This is a genomic window from Inquilinus sp. 2KB_23 (genome assembly GCF_052115705.1).
Classification (GTDB): Bacteria; Pseudomonadota; Alphaproteobacteria; order DSM-16000; family Inquilinaceae; genus Inquilinus; species Inquilinus ginsengisoli_A.
Genome location: NZ_JBFRHF010000002.1, coordinates 277,508 through 293,120 on the forward strand (window position 1 = coordinate 277,508; position 15,613 = coordinate 293,120).

Consider the following 15,613-nt stretch of genomic DNA (forward strand, 5'->3'; position numbering starts at 1 on the left):
TGCCGGCGAAGATGCGGGCCCGCATGTCGCGGGCGCGACCGCAACCGGGAAATGCGACCGGCCCGCCGGCCGCCGGCAAGAGGCCGGCGGCGCAGCGACAGGCAGGGCGGACGCGCCGTCAGACCTGCCGCGGCAGATGCGCCCGGATGCGCTCGGCCAGCCCCTCGCTCCAAGCGCTGAAGTCGTAATCGGCGAAGATGCGCTGCTGGCCCTTGGCCGCTTTGGCCAGCGCCGCGTCGCGATCGGCCACCACGGCCCGCATCGCCGCCGCGGCATCGGCCACGCGCGGGCTGGCCCAATGGCCGACATAGGATTTGCTGCGCATCTGCTCCGGCGGCGTCGGCGTGACGTCGACCCCGACCAGGAAGGCGTTCTCGTGCTCGCAGAAATCCTGGGTGCCGGAATAGTCCGAGACGATCACCGGCTTGCCCAGCATCATGGCGTCGGCGATGCCGTAGCCGAAGCCTTCCGCCCGGTGCAGGGCGACGAAGACGTCGGAGGATTCGATCAGCGACCAGTATTCGGCGTCGGTCAGGTTGCCCTCGACGATCTCGATCCTGGAGTCGCCGGTGATGCGCTCCTCGACCTCCTCCCAATAGCCGTCGAAGTTGCTCCAATGCGCCGGGTCGATCTCGCGCATCTTGAGCAGCAGCCGGACCTCGTCGTCGCCCTCGGCGAAGGCCTGCTGGAACGCCTTGACAACCGAGAGCGGGTTCTTGCGCACGATCGAGGAGCCGAATTCGGCGAGCGACAGGAAGATCAGCTCGCTCGGGCTGCGCCGGAAGCGCTCGAGGAACGGGCTGAACACCCGGTTCGGCGGCTGGGCCAGGCCCTTCCTGACGTTGGTGATCGGCGTCGAGGTGATCTTGCGGTAGCCGTCGGCGACGAAGCCGGACGGGGCCCAGATCTCGTCCACCGCATTGGCGCCGAGCAGATGGGTCTCGGGCGGGGTGTCGGTCTCCCAGAGGTAGAAGCCGATGATGTGCGCGTCCTCGCAGATCGAGGCGAAGCGCGCGATCATCTCCGGCGCCCGGTCGGCGTTGACGCACAGCAGCACCACCCGGGCGCGGATGTTCATGTCCTCGCGGTAGCGCCCCTCCGGGTTGACGCACTGCCCGTCATCGGCGTTGAACACCAGCGGGTCGAGGTCGGCCAGCGCTTCGACGAACATGTTGAGGTTGCGGCCGAGGCCGGTGGCATTGGCATGGCCGACGATCACCAGGTCGATCTTCTCGATCGCCGGTTCGCCCGCCGCTGCGGTCGCCAGCTCCGGCGCCACGGCCGAGATCGCGGCCAGCTTCGGTGCCCGCGCATAGACGGCGTCGATCAGCTGCTGGCGCAAGGCTTCCGGGCCACGCTCGGCGATCAGCTCCTCGGGCACCGCGCGGCCGTTCAGGAGCGAGATCAGGGCGAGGTCGAAGCGGGTGAAGCTGCCCGCGACCTCATGCGGCGTCGACCCCCAGAAGGACATCCAGTTGCGTGGGTTGAACGAGCAGCGGTTGTCCTCGATCAGATCGGCCAGCACCTCCTTGAAGGACAGGGTCAGCGCGTAGCCGGTGTCCATCATCTTGTGGGTGGTGCCTTCGTCCTCGTGCCGGAACAGCCAGTACCAGCTCCACGGCACGGCGCGCGACCGGTAGGCGTCGACCACCTGGCTCAGCCGCTCCTTGAGCGATTTGGTGATCAGCAGCTGGTTGTTCTTGTCGCTGATGAACGGCGCGGTGGCGAACTTGTACTGGATCTTGCGCAGGCCCTCGTCGCTGAAGATGTCGATGTGCTGGTAGTGCCGGCGCCAGAACGCGAACAGCCCGAGCGAGACGTCGTTCTTCAGGGCCCGCTTGTTGAAGACCCCTTCCGACAGCGCCTCGCTGATCTCGTTGGTCATGCAGAAGATGCTTCTGCGGTCGACATACTCCATGATGTCGGAAATGATCCATTGCGACGTGCCGTAGTACCCGACCAGGTTCTTGGTGTCGCAGTCGTACTTGTTCGCCATGTAGCGCAGGAATTCGGGGACGCGGCCCTTGATCTTCTCGCCGCCGGAGGCGTCGAGGCGGGCCATCGTCTTCGGCAGGTCGCTCTTCACCTTGTAGCGGGCGCCGAGATAGTCGTAGGCGCCGAGCATGTCGGTGAGGTGGTTGGCGAGGTCGTGCAGCGAATCGGCGTCCTTCCAGAAGGACAGCGCGGTGAAGGCTGGCCCCTGGATCAGGGTGCCGTCGAGGTCGAGGGCGAGCGAGCGGTGGCGCGCATGCAGCCGGGTGGCGGCGAAGACCAGCCGGCCGGTCTCCGGGTCGGTCCGCGCGTCGAAGATCCGGCGGCCGTCGACCACCAAGGCGAGGTCCACCGGCTGGGCCGGGTCGAGCTGGTTGATGCCCCAGAGATGGAGCATGCCGTCCTCGACGAAGACGCCGCCGATCGACGGCTGGTCGAGCGGGGACAGCACATGGTTGTGCTGCGACAGGCACAGGGCGGCCGCGGCCTTGGCGGTGGCGACGGGATCGAAGGTTTCGTCCGATTCCCGGGCCACGCCGTGCAGCCGGTCGACCAGGGCGGTGCGCCGGGTCTGCGGCGCGGCGCCGTCGCGCGACAGCAGGGCGCGGGCGTTCACGCCGTCCCAATCCGCCGCCTCGACCAGGTCCTGCAATTCGTGGGGATCGATCGCCGAGCCGGAGGCATCGGGCATCACGGCTGCGACCAAAGCTTGAATCTTCATTGCCATCGATCCTTCGACCGGGAAGACAGGGATCCGAAAGGGCGACTGGACGTCCCGCCCGGAATCGAAGACTATGCTGCAGCGCACTCAAATTCAAATCCTAACGACTCGAAACCTGATTTCGTGTCGAACCAGTGGCGGAAACCCCGATAGACCGAATGCCGGGTAAGATTTCCGAAACATATGCGCCATACCATCGTATGAAATCATCGGAGCAACCCCGGAATAGCGTGAGTTTTTCCCAACATTCGATGATTTCGTGAGTGTTGAAGTCGCAATCACGATCATCGATACAGGTTCAACGTCGGAAATCTGGAGCGGATGATGATTCGGAATGATCGGCCGGTGGTTCCGGTGGTGCTGTCGGGGGGATCGGGGACGCGGCTGTGGCCGCTGTCGCGGGCGGGGTACCCGAAGCAGTTCCTGCCGCTGGTGTCGGACGGGACCATGATCCAGGAGACGGTGGCCCGGGTCGGCGAGGCCGACGGCTTCGCCCCGCCCGTCTTCATCTGCGCCGACGACCACCGCTTCGTCGTCGCCGAGCAGATGCGCCAGATCGGGGTCGCGCCCTCGGCCATCATCCTCGAACCGGTCGCCCGCAACACCGCCCCGGCCGTCGCCGTCGCCGCCCGCTTCCTGGCCGACCAGGACCCCGACACCCTGATGCTGGTGCTGCCGGCCGACCACCACATCGCCGACCCCGCCGGCTTCCGCGCCGCCATCGCCGCCGCCGCSCCCGCCGCCCGCGCCGGCTACCTCATGACCTTYGGCATGCAGCCGACCGCGCCCGAGACCGGATACGGCTACATCCTGCCCGGCGAGGCGATCGAGGGCGCTCCCGGCGCCCGCGCCGTCTCCCGCTTCGTCGAGAAGCCGCCGCGCGAGACCGCCGAGCAGTTCCTGGCCGAGGGCCGGCACCTGTGGAACGCCGGCATCTTCCTGTTCACCGCCGGCCGGTACCTGGCCGAGGTCGGCCGCCACGCSCCGCAGGTCCTGGCCGCSGCCGACGCCGCGCTGAAGGCCGCCGCCCGCGACCTCACCTTCCTGCGGCTCGACGCCGCCGCCTTCGTCCAGGCCCCCTCGATCTCGATCGACCATGCGGTGATGGAGAAGACCGAGCGCGCCGGCATCGTCCCYGCCGCCATCGGCTGGACCGATGTCGGGTCGTGGTCCTCGCTGTGGGAGATCGGCGACCGCGAYGCCGACGGCAACCTGACCCAGGGCGACGCCCTGGCGCTGGGCTCGCGCAACTGCCTGATCCGCAGCGACGGCATCCTGACCGCSGTGATCGGGCTGGAGGACACCATCGTCATCGCCACCGACGACGCGGTGCTGGTCGCGGCCAAGGACCAGGTCCAGGACGTCAAGGCCATCACCGACCGGCTGAAGGCSGCCAAGCGGCCCGAGGCGGTGATCCACCGCGAGATCTACCGGCCCTGGGGCACGGTCAAGTCGCTGCAYGCCGGCGAYCGYTTCCAGGTCAAGCGCGTGATCGTCCATCCCGGGCAGGAGCTGGCGTTGCAGCGCCACTACCACCGCTCCGAGCACTGGGTGGTGCTGTCCGGCACCGCCCGCGTCACGCTCGAAGGCCAGACCCGCATCCTGCGCGAAAACGAGGCGATCTACCTGCCGATCGGCACCGACCATCGGCTGGAGAACCCCGGCAAGATCGACCTCGAGCTCATCGAGGTCCGCGCCGGACCCTATCTCGGCGAGGACGACGTCGTCCGGCTCGAACAGGCCGACGCGTTCTCACTCGCCTGAGGCCGCGTCGCCGCAAAGGACACAGGGAAGACGCCCCCGACGACGCTCGGGATCGACCAGAAACGACGGCGGATACGCCGATCTCGGGAAAGGCAAATAGATTTCAAATCTACGCTTTGTAGATTCTGTAACCTGTTACAGTTTTCACGGCCTCGATTCCTACAGTAAGGTGTCGCTGCCGTCGCCGACCCGCCGCCCGCCCATGCCGTTGCTTGAAGAGAAAACCGACATGCCAGCAGGCCTTCCGAGACTCCGGGACGAGACCGTAGCGGTCATCGGCATGTCCTGCCGCCTGCCGGGCGCCGGCAGTCCCGACGCGTTCTGGTCGATGCTGCGCCAGGAGCGGTGCAGCATCTCCACCATCGGCAGCGACCGCTGGGCGGTCGAGCGGTTCTACCATCCCCGCCGCGGCGAGCCCGGCCGCAGCTACACCATCGCCGCCGGGCTGATCGACGCGCCGCACGGCTTCGACGCCGCCGCCTTCCGGATCTCGCCGCGCGAGGCCGAGCAGATGGATCCGCAGCAGCGGATCCTGCTGGAACTGGTGTGGGAGGCGCTGGAGGATGCGGGCCTGCCGCCCTCTACCCTGGCCGGACAGCCGGTCGGCGTGTTCGTCGGCGCGTCCTCGATGGACAGCTATACCATGATGGTCGGCGATGCGAGCGGCATCGACACCCATTTCATGACCGGCAACGCCGCCTCGATCATCGCCAACCGCATCTCCTACGTCTACGACCTGCGCGGGCCCAGCCTGACCATCGACACCGCCTGCTCGTCCTCGCTGGTCGCACTCGACGCGGCCACCCGGGCGCTGGCCCGCGGCGAGATCGACACCGCCGTGGTGGCCGGGGTGAACATCCTGGGGTCGCCGCACGCCTTCTATGGCTTCTCGCGCGCCGGCATGCTGTCGCCCTCCGGCCTGTGCCGCCCCTTCGCCGCCACGGCCGACGGCTATGTCCGGGCCGAGGGCGCCGCCGTGCTGGTGCTGAGCCGCCTCGACGCCGCCTTGGCGGGCGGGCGGTCGCCGCGGGTCATGGTCGACGCCACCGGGGTCAATTCCGACGGCCGCACGGTCGGCATGTCTCTGCCCTCCACCGACGCCCAGCGCCAGCTGCTGGAGCGGCTGCACGGCGACGCCGGCATCGACCCCAACGCGCTGGCTTTCGTCGAGGCGCACGGCACCGGCACCCGGGTCGGCGACCCCGCCGAGGCCGAGGCGATCGGCCGGGCCATCGGCCAGCGGCGCGACGCGCCCCTGCCGATCGGTTCGGTCAAGTCCAACATCGGCCATCTCGAGCCCGCCTCGGGCCTGGCCGGCATGGTCAAGGCCATCCTGGCGATCGAGCACCGGCTGCTGCCGGCGACGCTGCATCTCGACGCCGTCAATCCGGACATCCCGTTCGAGGCGCTGAACCTGGCGCCGGCGCACAAGGCGGTGGCGCTGGGCACGGATGGCGGACCGATCCAGGCCGGCGTGTCCTCCTTCGGCTTCGGCGGCACCAACGCCCATGCGGTGCTGCGGTCGCCGCGCGCCGACGAGATGCCGGCGGCCCCGCCGGACGACACCGCGCGGGTGCTGCTGCTGTCGGCCCATGGCGAGGAGGCGCTGCGCAGCCTGGCCGGGCGCTACGCCGACGCCCTCGAGCGGCCGGGCGCCGCGCCGGCACGGATCGCCCAGCACGCCGCCCATGACCGGGATCTGCTGCCGCACCGCCTGGCCCTGCCGCTGGGCGCCGACGCGGCACCCCAGTTGCGGCGCTTCGCCCGGGGCGACAAGGTCCCGGGCGACAAGACCGGACAGGTGCTGTCCGCCCGCCGCGAGGGCGGGACCGGCCTGGTCTGCTTCGCCTTCTCCGGCAACGGGTCGCAATTCGCCGGCATGGGCCTGCGGGCCTACCGCGCCAGCGCGCCGTTCCGCGAACATCTGCACGACGTCGATGCCCGCTTCGCCCCCGTCGCCGGCTGGTCGGTGGTCGAGGCCCTGCAGGATCCCGGGCTGGAGCAGCGGCTGCCCGCCACCTCGACCGCGCAGCCGCTGCTGTTCGCGATCCAGGTCGCCCTGGCCGGGGCGCTGGCCGCCGAGGGGCTGGCGCCGGCCATGGTGATCGGCCACAGCGTCGGCGAGGTCGCGGCGGCGGTGACCGCCGGGATGGTGACGCTGGACCAGGCGATCCAGGTCATCCATTGGCGCAGCCGGTGCCAGGAGCAGTTGCGCGGCCTGGGCACCATGGCGGTGCTGATGCTGCCGCGGGCCGAGGCCGAGCAGGCGGTGGTCGAGGCCGGGCTGGCGCAGGTGACGGTCGCCGCGGTCAACAGCCCGGTCTGCGTCACCCTGTCCGGGCCGGCGGACCAGATCGACGAGATCCTGGCGCTGGCCAAGCGGCGGCGGGTGGCGGCGCAGCGCGTCCCGGTCGACTATCCCTTCCATTCGCCGCTGACGGCGCCGATCGAGGCGCCGCTGCGGGCGGCGCTGCACGGCCTGGTCTCGACCGAAGGCCGGATTCCCTTCGTCTCGGCCGTGACCGGCCGGACGCTGGGCGGCGCCGCGCTGGACGCCGAATACTGGTGGCGCAACATCCGCCAGCCGGTCGATTTCGACGCGGCGGCGCGCACCGCGCTGGACCTCGGCGCCGAGATCTTCGTCGAGATCGGCCCCCGGCCGGTCCTGGCCGGCCATCTGCGCGAGACCGCCGCCGCCGCGGGCCGCGAGGCCGCCATCCTGCCGACCCTGGACAACCGGGCGGCCGAGGAGCCGGCCCAGGACCCGGTGCAGCGCGCCGTGCTGCACACCCTGCTGCGCGGCGGCGCGGTCGAGCGGGCCCCGCTGTTCGGCGCCCGGCCAGCCGGGCGGCGCCAGGCCCTGCCCGCCTATCCCTGGCAGCACCGCGATCTGCGCCAGGCCGTCACTGTCGAACGCGCCGATCTGGGGCTGGCCCGGCCGGCCCATCCGCTGCTCGGCGTCCGCCTGAGCGACACGGCGTCGGAATGGCGCGGCCTGCTCGACCCCGAGATCCTGCCCTACCTGGCCGACCACCGGGTGGCCGGCGAGGTGGTGGTGCCCGCCGCGGCTCTCCTGGAGATGGCCGTCGCCGCCGGCCGCCAATGGTTCGACGCGGCCGCGATCGAGGTCGAGGATTTCGACATCCTGCAGGCCCTGGTGATCCCCGAGGCCGGGACCCGCGAGACCCTCCTGCGCCTGGCTCCGGCCACCGGCGCGATCGAGATCCTGAGCCGGCAGCGCCTGGCCGAGGAGGAGTGGACGCTGCATGCCCGCGGCCGGGTCGGCCCCAGCCCCGCCGCCTCGCTGGAAGCCGGCGCCGACCAGGACGCCCCCCGCCGCCGCATCGCCGCCGAGGCGATCTACGCCGCGGCGCTGTCGGCCGGGCTGGCCTATGGCCCGAGCTTCCGCCGCGTGGTGTCGGTCGCCACCGACGACGACAAGGCGATCACCGTCGAGCTGGCGCCCGAGGCGGCGGACCAGGGGATGTACAGCAGCAGCCATGCCCTGCACCCGACCGCGCTGGACGCCGCGTTCCACGGCCTGTTCCCGTTGTATGACCGCCTCGGCGGCGGTGCGGGCGGTGCCTTCCTGCCCGTCCGCTTCGCGTCGCTGCGGGTGCACGAGACGCGGCCGGTGCATCGGGCCCGGCTGCATCTACGCCGCGCCACCACCCGGTCCCTCCTGGTCGACATCACTTTGCATGACGCCGGGGACGGCATCGTCGCCGAGCTGCGCGGCGCCCGATTCCAGCGCAGCCAGCTGAGCCTGCGGGCCGGCGACGACGTGCTGTATCGCTCGGTGCGCCGGCCCTGGGACGATGGCGAGGGCGGCGCGCTCGCCCTGGCCGATCTCGAACGGGCGGTGGCCGGGCTGCTCGACCGGCACCAGGCCGGCGACGACTGGCTGCTGCTGACCGCCTGGGCGCGGTCGATCGCCCATCGCGCCGTGCGCGCCGTGGCCGGCAGCTCGCGCTTCACCCTCGACCGGCTGCGCCGCAACGGCCGGCTGGCCGCCGCCGCCCTGCCGCAGTTCGAGGCGCTGCTGCGGTTGCTGGCGGAGTTCGGGCTGGCGACGGCCCGGGACGATGCCTGGCAGGTCGCGGCGGCCCGCCTGCCGTCGCCGCAGGCCATCCTGCGGTCGATTCTGGCCGCCCATCCCGGCCGCGGCGCCGAGGTGGCGATGGCCGCGCGGCTGTCGCGGGATCTGGTCGCGGCGCTGCGGACCGGCGAGCCGGTGCGGTTCTCGAAGGGGGTCGAGGCGCATTTCCGCGCGGTCTCGCCACTGCTGGATCTGGCCGCCGAGCTGGTGCGCGAAATGGTCTCCGGCCGCCAGGCCGGGCCGGCGGCGCTGCTGTTGATCGATCCGGAAGGCGACCTGGTCCCGGCGCTGCTGCCGCTGGTCCGCAGCGGCGCGATCACCGTGGCCGTCACCGGGCCGGAGCCCAAGGCGCTGGAGGCCCTGGCCGCCCGCACCCCGCGCCAGGCCGGGCTGCAGATCCTGGAGGAGGACGAGGCCGGCGCGCCGCATAGCTTCGACCTGGCCCTGGCGGTCGGCGGTGCGCGGTCGGCGGAAGAGGCACGGCTGGGGCCGCGCATCGCGGAGCGGCTTCGCCCCGGCGCCCCCGTCGTCACCCTCGACCTGATCCCCGATGCCGTGACCGCCCTGTTGCTCGGCGGCCTGGAGGAAGGTCCGGGGCTGCGGCTGGCTGACGGGCTGGCCCAGGCGGGCTTCCGCGCCGCTTCGCGGCACCAGGCCGGCACATCAGGCGCGGCGGCGCAGCTGGTGCTGTGGGAGCGCTCCCGGGCCACGGCCGACGCCATCGCCGCGCCCAGCCGCACCATCCTGATCCGGCCGCCAACGGTGCCCGGCGCCGACACCGAGCTGCTGGCCGATCTGGGCGACCATCTGCGCCGGCAGGGCCATCACGTCCGGATCGACGAGGCCGCCCCGCCGGTGGGCGGCGACACCGTCCTGCTGCTGCTGATGCTGGACGCCGCGCGCGACCCGGTCGCCTTCCTGACCCAGGCGATCCTGACGGTGCGGGCGCAGCTGGAAGCGGCACAGCAGGGCAAGGCCGGCCACACGCTGTGGCTGGTCGCCCGCTGCGGCAAGGTCAACGGCAAGGCCGATGGCGGCCGCGGCCTGGCCGCCGCGCTGAAGGCGTTCAGCCGCACCCTGGCCAACGAGTATCCCGGGCTGGCGATCCGCTTCGTCGAACTCGCCCCGGTCACGCCGGACGATGTCGCGGCGCCGCTGCTGGCCCGCATCATCGGCGCGGCGACGCTGGACACCGAATTCGAGATCGACCGCGACGGCATCGCGGTCAGCCGGGTGGAACTAGTGCCGCCGGTCCCGCAGGCAGCCGGGACGGAGGATTGGGGCGCCCGCCTCGACCTCGCCGCCCCGGGCAGCCTCGGCCGCATCGGCTGGACCGCCGCCGCGCGTCGGCCCCCGGCGCCGGACGAGGTCGAGATCGAGGTCGCGGCCAGCGGGCTGAACTTCCGCGACGTGATGTTCTCGCTGGGCCTGCTGCCGGACGACTACCTCGAAGACGGCTTCGCCGGCCCGACGCTGGGCTTCGAATGCGCCGGCATCGTCCGCCGCGCCGGTGCGGCGGTGACCGCGCTGCGCGAGGGCGATCGGGTCATGGCCTTCGCCCCGGCCGCCTTCGCCAGCCATGTGACGGTGCCGGCCCAGGTGGTGATGCGGGTGCCGGAGGGCATCGATCTCGTCGCCGCGGCGACCATGCCGGTCGCCTTCATCACCGCCTGGTACGCCCTGGTCCACCAGGCCCGGCTGGGCCGCGGCGAGACCGTGCTGATCCATGGCGCCGCCGGCGGCGTCGGGCTGGCCGCGCTGCAGATCGCCAAGCTGCGCGGCGCCATCGTCGTCGCCACCGCCGGCAACGAGGACAAGCGCGCTTTGGCCCAGCTGATGGGCGCCGACCTGGTGCTGGATTCCCGGTCGCTGGCCTTCGCCGACGAGATCCGCTGGCGGCTGGGCGGCGTCGACGTGGTGCTGAACTCGCTGTCCGGCGACGCCATGCGCCGCAGCCTGCGGGCGCTGAAGCCCTTCGGCCGCTTCATCGAGCTGGGCAAGCGCGACTTCGTCGCCGACACCGCGGTGGGGCTGCGCGCCTTCGCCCGCAACGTCTCCTATTTCGGGGTCGATGCCGACCAGCTGCTGAACGCCCAGCCGTCGCTGACCGGGCGGCTGCTGCGCGACCTCGACCGGCTGTTCGACCAGGGCCGTCTCACCCCCCTGCCCTATCGCGTGTTCGCGTCCGACCGGGTGGAGGATGCGTTCCGGCTGATGCAGGGCGCGGGGCACATCGGCAAGATCGTGATCACGCCGCCGCGCGAGACCCCGGCGCCGCCCGCGGCCGAAGTGCCGTTCCAGGCGCAGGAGACCGGCTTCCACCTGGTCACCGGCGGCACCGGCGGCTTCGGTTTCGAGGCGGCGCTGTGGCTGGCGGATCACGGGGCGAAGACCATCGTCGTCGCCTCCCGCCGCGGCGTGCTGGCCCCGACGGAGCGAGCGAGGGCCGAGCGGCTGGCGGCGCGAGGCATCGCCCTGCTGCCCGAGCGGCTGGATGTCACCGACCGGCCGGCCTGCGAGAGGCTGCTGGCCGCGCTGGAGCGCCGGCACGGCCCGCTGCGCGGCATCATCCACGCCGCGATGGTGCTGGATGACGGGCTGGTGCGGGACCTCGACGCGTCGCGTATCGCCTCGGTGCTGGCGCCGAAGATCACCGGCGCGATCCATCTCGACCTGGTCAGCCGGACGCGGACGCCGGACTATTTCGTGCTGTTCTCCTCCGCCACCACGCTGATCGGCAATCCCGGCCAGGCCAACTACGTCGCCGCCAACGCCTATCTCGAGGAGCTGGCGCGCACCCGCCGCGCCCAGGGGCTGCCGGCCCTGGCGGTGGCCTGGGGCGCGATCGCCGATGCCGGCGTGCTGGCCCGCGATGCCGCGATGGGCGACGCCCTGAAGCGCCGGCTCGGCCGGTCCTCGCTGAAGGCGGCAGAGGCGCTGGACCATCTCGGCCGCCTGCTGGCCCGGCCGGCGGGCGCGGTCGAGGATGCGGTGGTGGTCTGCGCCCGGATCGACTGGCAGGCGGCGACCCGCGAGCTGCCGATCCTGACCACGCCGCGCCTGTCGCAGGTGGCCGACCGCCGCCGCGGCGAGACGGCGGAGGCGGAGGTCGACCTGGCCGCCATGATCGCCGGCCGGACCGAGGCCGAGGCGCTGGGCGTCGTCACTGCGACCATGCTGGGCGAGATCGGCCGCATCCTGCGCATGCCGCCCTCCGAGATCGACGCCGACCGCCCCTTCGCCGAGCTGGGGATGGATTCGCTGATGGGGCTGGAGCTGGATGCGGCGATGCAGAACCGCTACGGCATCGACCTGCCCTTCCTGTCGATCGGCGCCGGCCTCAGCCTGAACGACCTCGGCGCCAAGATCGTGGCCCGGCTGCGCGGTGGTGCCGAGGCTTCGGCCGGCCGCGAGGAGGCGCCGGAGACCGCGGAGGCGCAGCTGCTGGCCAAGCACATGACGATCGATCTGGACGTGGAGAGTACCGGGATGGTGCGCGAACGGGCGAAGACCACGCGGCGGGTGCTGGGATGACCCGGCCCCAGCAGAGCGGGCGCCTGTCCGCCGCCGCGCTGCGCTCGCTGATCAGCGAGGTCCGCGACAAGGCGACCACCGCCGCGGTGCCGCTGCCCGCGGCCGAGCCAAAGCACTACGACACCGACTTCGAGACCCTGCCCGGGTTCGAGGCCCTGCGGATGCAGCGCGCCGCGGCGGACCTGCTGGGCATTCCCAGCCCGTTCTTCCGCACCCATCAGCAGCGCGCCGGGGCGCTGTCGCGGATCGACGGCCGCGAGATCGTCAACTTCGCCTCCTACGACTATCTCGGCCTCAACGGCCATCCTGCCGTGGCCGCCGCGGCCAAGGCGGCGATCGACGACTACGGCACCTCGGTGTCGGCCAGCCGGCTGGTGGCGGGCGAGCGCCCGTTCCATGCGGCGCTGGAGCGGCGGCTGGCAGAGTTCCACGGGGTCGAGGACGCCGTCACCTTCGTCAGCGGCCACGCCACCAACGTCGCCGCCATCGGCCAGATCATGGGGCCGCAGGATTTGGTGCTGCACGATGCGCTGATCCACAGCAGCGTGATCACCGGCACCCAGCTGTCCGGGGCACAGCGGCGGTCGTTCCCGCACAACGATCTCGACACGCTGGAGGCCCTGCTGGCGGCCGAGCGCGACCGGTTCAAGCGCGTGCTGGTCGTGGTCGAAAGCCTGTATTCGATGGATGGCGACACCATCGACCTGGCCCGGCTGGTCGCGATCAAGCAAAGCTTCGGCGCCTGGCTGATGGTCGACGAGGCGCATGGCCTGGGCGTGCTGGGCCCGACCGGGCGCGGTATCGCCGAGGCCAGCGGCATCGACCCGCGGCAAGTCGATCTGTGGATGGGCACGCTGTCCAAGACCCTGGCCTCCTGCGGCGGCTACATCGCCGGGTCGGCGCCGCTGGTCGAGTACCTGAAGCTGATGGCGTCGGGCTTCGTCTACAGCGTCGGCCTGCCGCCGCCGATGGCGCTGGCGGCGCTGACCGCGCTGGAGCTGCTGATCGCCGATGACGAGGGCCGGGTGGCGCGGCTGCAGGCCAATTCCCGCCACTTCCTGGATCGTGCCAAGGCCGCGGGCCTGGACACCGGCCTGGCCGAGGGGCACGCGATCATCTCGATCATCCTGGGGGATTCGGTGAAGGCGGTGCTGCTGTCCAACCGGCTGCTCGAGCGCGGCATCAACGCCTCGCCGATCGTGCATCCGGCGGTGCCGGAGAAATCCGCCCGGCTGCGCTGCTTCATCACCGCGGAGCACAGCCGCGACCAGATCGACCGCGCCATCGCGATCCTCGCCGAGGAACGCGACCGGCTGGACCGCGAGCCGTCGCCGCTGGAACGGCTCGGCGCAGCCGCGTTCAAGCCGCCGGGGCGTCGATCTCGAATCTGAGGAAGCGGTCGATGAAGGCGGCGCGGACCGACCGCGGCGCCAGCCGTCCCAGCCGGATCAGCCACACCAGCGGCCAGGGAAACGCCACCCAGGCCCGGCCACGGGCGACGCGACCGGCGATGTGGGCGGCAGCCCGATCCGCGCTCCATTCGAACGGCCGGGCGCCGCGATAGGGCCCGCTCATTCCGGTGGCGACATAGCCGGGGCAGACGATGGTGACGCGGATGCCGTCGCGCCGCAGCCAGGCCAGCAGCGCCTCGCCCCAGGCCACCAGCCCGGCCTTGGAGGCGGAATAGGCCGGCTGGTCCGCCAGCGGCATCAGCGCGGCCAGCGACGCGATCAGCACGATGCGGCCGGCGCGGCGGCCGCGCATCGGCTCGATCAGCGGCGACACGGTGGCGATCGCGCCTTCGAGGTTGATTCGGAGCTGGGCCAGGACCGAGGCGTCGGGTTCGGTGCGCCGCCCCGGCGCCAGCCCGGCCTCGACCCCGGCATTGGCGATCACCACCGCCACCGGATGGCGCGCGTCGAAGCCGCGGATGAAGTCGCCCAGCCGTTCGGTCTCGCGGACGTCGATCTCGGCCGTCTCCACCGTCGCACCGCGCTGGCGGCAGGCATCGGCGACCTCGGTCAGCCGGGCGGCATTGCGGCCGACCAGGCCCAGCGCCACCCCCGGCGCCGCATAGTGCCGGGCCAGCGCCGCGCCCAGCCCGTGCGACGCCCCGGTCACCACCACCGCCCGGGTCATCCCGCCTCTCCGACCTTGGTCGCCGCCCAGGCCGCATCCTGCTGCGCCAGCGGCCGGACATCGCCGTCGACGATGCGGCGGCGGGCGCCGGCGACCGCGAGGTCGAGGCCCGGCCCCGAGAAGAAGCCGCCCGGGATCTGGGTCCGCGCCACCACCACGCGGCGGAAGGCGTCCAGCAGGTCGGGCCGCGGCGGCGCCCCATCGGCCCAGAAGCGGTCGAGCGCGCCCTGGAAGGTCAGGCCGGACAGGTCGAACACGGCGGTGCCCAGCGCCTTCACCGGCTTGCCCCGCTCCAGCGCGAACAGGCCGACGGTGGAATTGACCACCACCACGCCGCGGGCGCCGTCGACCAGTTGCTGCAGGTCGCCGCCATCGAGAAAATCGACCCGCGCCGCGACCCCGTGCTCGGCGGCCAGCGCCTCGATCTGGCGGCGTTTGCGGCTAGGCCGGAAGTCGAGCGGGTGCAGCTTCACCACCAGGCGGCTGCCGGGATCGGCATAGCGGGCGAAGGAGGCCACGACCTCGCGCGCGGCCGCCAGGGTGTCGCCGTAGCGGGAATGGGTGCGGATCTGGAAATCGGTGTCGAGCTGCAACGGGTGCAGGTAGTAGCGGCCCGCTTCACCCGCAAGCCGCCCCATCACCCGCCGCGCCTCGCGCCGGACCCGCGGCGCCCGAGCGAAGCGCCCCAGCCACCCGGCATATTCCACCAGCGGATGGTCGAGCGCGTGGTGGCGGTAATGCGGGAACACCGGCATCAGCGCGATCAGCCCAACGGTCCACAGCACGTCCCACACCGCCCGGTGCAGGAAATGCGACGGCACCGGCGGCGCGGCCGGCGGCGGATCGATCGTCCGGGCCAGGGCCAGGAACCCGACCGGGGTCCGCGGCAGGTCGGAATGGCCGTTCACACCCCAGACCTCGCGGGTGACCCAGCCGGGGCGGAGATAGCCTTCCTCGAACAGATGCAGCCCAATGCCGCGGCGGCGGGCGAGGTCGACCGCCACGGCGTGGTGCGGTCGGCAGTCGCCGAACAGCACGAGGTCGGTGATCCCTTCGGTGTCGAGGATCCCGGCGCAGAAGCCGCGCCAGGCCTGGAACCGGCCGCGGAAGGCGATGGCCGGGCGGCGCCAGAACACCGCGTCGCCACCGCAGATGTTGATCTTGACGATGCGGGCGCCCGCCTCCTCCAGCGCCATCGCCAGGCGCCGGTGGAACGGGGTTGCCGCCCCCTGCAGGAACAGGAACACCCGCCCCCGCAGGCGCCCCGCGTCAGGGCCGGTCGTGGCCCCCGCCGCGACGGGGGCCACCGGGGCTTCGGCCACCCGCGCCGCAGGGGCGAACGGGCGGCCGGCTCGCCCGCTCAC

At 72.1% G+C, this 15,613-nt stretch carries 6 protein-coding genes; 3 read left to right on the forward strand and 3 right to left on the reverse strand.

Translation table 11 applies throughout. The features are described 5' to 3' along the window. Positions 1-118: 118 nt before the first annotated feature. On the reverse strand, positions 119-2,713 hold the full coding sequence (locus AB4112_RS03520; protein WP_441717110.1) for a glycosyltransferase: 2,595 nt from the start codon (positions 2,711-2,713) through the stop codon (positions 119-121). Positions 2,714-3,037: 324 nt separating this feature from the next. Between AB4112_RS03520 and AB4112_RS03525 the strand changes: the two genes are divergently transcribed. The 3 genes from AB4112_RS03525 to AB4112_RS03535 all read left to right on the forward strand — a co-directional run bounded on the left by AB4112_RS03525 (position 3,038) and on the right by AB4112_RS03535 (position 13,501). Then, on the forward strand, positions 3,038-4,477 hold the full coding sequence (locus tag AB4112_RS03525; protein WP_441717112.1) for a mannose-1-phosphate guanylyltransferase/mannose-6-phosphate isomerase: 1,440 nt from the start codon (positions 3,038-3,040) through the stop codon (positions 4,475-4,477). A gap of 229 nt (positions 4,478-4,706) precedes the next feature. Beyond that, a complete protein-coding gene (locus AB4112_RS03530; protein WP_441717114.1) occupies positions 4,707-12,110 on the forward strand; it encodes a type I polyketide synthase in 7,404 nt (2,467 codons plus the stop codon). Beyond that, positions 12,107-13,501: an aminotransferase class I/II-fold pyridoxal phosphate-dependent enzyme gene (locus AB4112_RS03535; RefSeq protein WP_441717116.1), complete on the forward strand. Its 1,395-nt coding sequence runs from the start codon at positions 12,107-12,109 to the stop codon at positions 13,499-13,501. Before AB4112_RS03530 ends, AB4112_RS03535 begins: the two co-directional genes overlap by 4 nt. On the opposite strand, the gene AB4112_RS03540 is transcribed toward AB4112_RS03535, so the two are convergent. After that, positions 13,470-14,249 carry an SDR family NAD(P)-dependent oxidoreductase gene (locus tag AB4112_RS03540; protein ID WP_441717118.1) on the reverse strand — a complete coding sequence of 260 codons (780 nt, stop codon included), beginning with the start codon at positions 14,247-14,249 and terminating at the stop codon, positions 13,470-13,472. The genes AB4112_RS03535 and AB4112_RS03540 overlap by 32 nt on opposite strands. Continuing rightward, a complete protein-coding gene (locus AB4112_RS03545) occupies positions 14,246-15,613 on the reverse strand; it encodes a capsule biosynthesis protein (RefSeq protein WP_441717120.1) in 1,368 nt (455 codons plus the stop codon). Before AB4112_RS03545 ends, AB4112_RS03540 begins: the two co-directional genes overlap by 4 nt.

What these genes read in the sequence shown, in the direction of transcription:
- AB4112_RS03520 (WP_441717110.1), bottom strand. Translation starts at nt 2,713, where the DNA reads ATGAAGATTCAAGCTTTGGTCGCAGCCGTGATGCCCGATGCCTCCGGC.
- AB4112_RS03530 (WP_441717114.1), top strand. Translation starts at nt 4,707, where the DNA reads ATGCCAGCAGGCCTTCCGAGACTCCGGGACGAGACCGTAGCGGTCATC.
- AB4112_RS03535 (WP_441717116.1), top strand. Translation starts at nt 12,107, where the DNA reads ATGACCCGGCCCCAGCAGAGCGGGCGCCTGTCCGCCGCCGCGCTGCGC.
- AB4112_RS03540 (WP_441717118.1), bottom strand. Translation starts at nt 14,249, where the DNA reads ATGACCCGGGCGGTGGTGGTGACCGGGGCGTCGCACGGGCTGGGCGCG.